The organism is Methylobacterium nigriterrae (assembly GCF_037106235.1).
Classification (GTDB): domain Bacteria; phylum Pseudomonadota; class Alphaproteobacteria; order Rhizobiales; family Beijerinckiaceae; genus Methylobacterium; species Methylobacterium nigriterrae.
In genome coordinates, this window is sequence record NZ_JBAWTG010000781.1 from 1 (window position 1) to 281 (window position 281).

The window sequence follows — 281 nt, forward strand, 5'->3', positions numbered from 1 at the left end:
GACCGGCCGCTCGGTGGATGGCGACCGTATCCTACCGGGCATAGCCGCGGTCGGCCTGGGACAGCTTCGGACAAGGCCGCTCTGGACAGATTTGGCCAGTCCCGGTGAGGAGGGCGTCGATCTCGGCAAGCTGTACGATTACGACATCATCCTGCTCGACCTGAACCTGCCCGACATGTCGAGCTACGAGGTGCTGCGTTCCTTGCGCGTCGCCAAGGTCAAGACGCCGATCCTGATTCTCTCCGGCATGGCCGGCATCGAGGACAAGGTGAAGGGTCTCG

At 63.3% G+C, this 281-nt stretch carries 1 pseudogene; it reads left to right on the forward strand.

Features of this window, described 5'->3' with window-relative positions:
• Positions 1 to 85: 85 nt before the first annotated feature.
• A pseudogene (locus tag WDW90_RS39140) lies at positions 86 to 281 on the forward strand (response regulator); the annotation flags it as partial.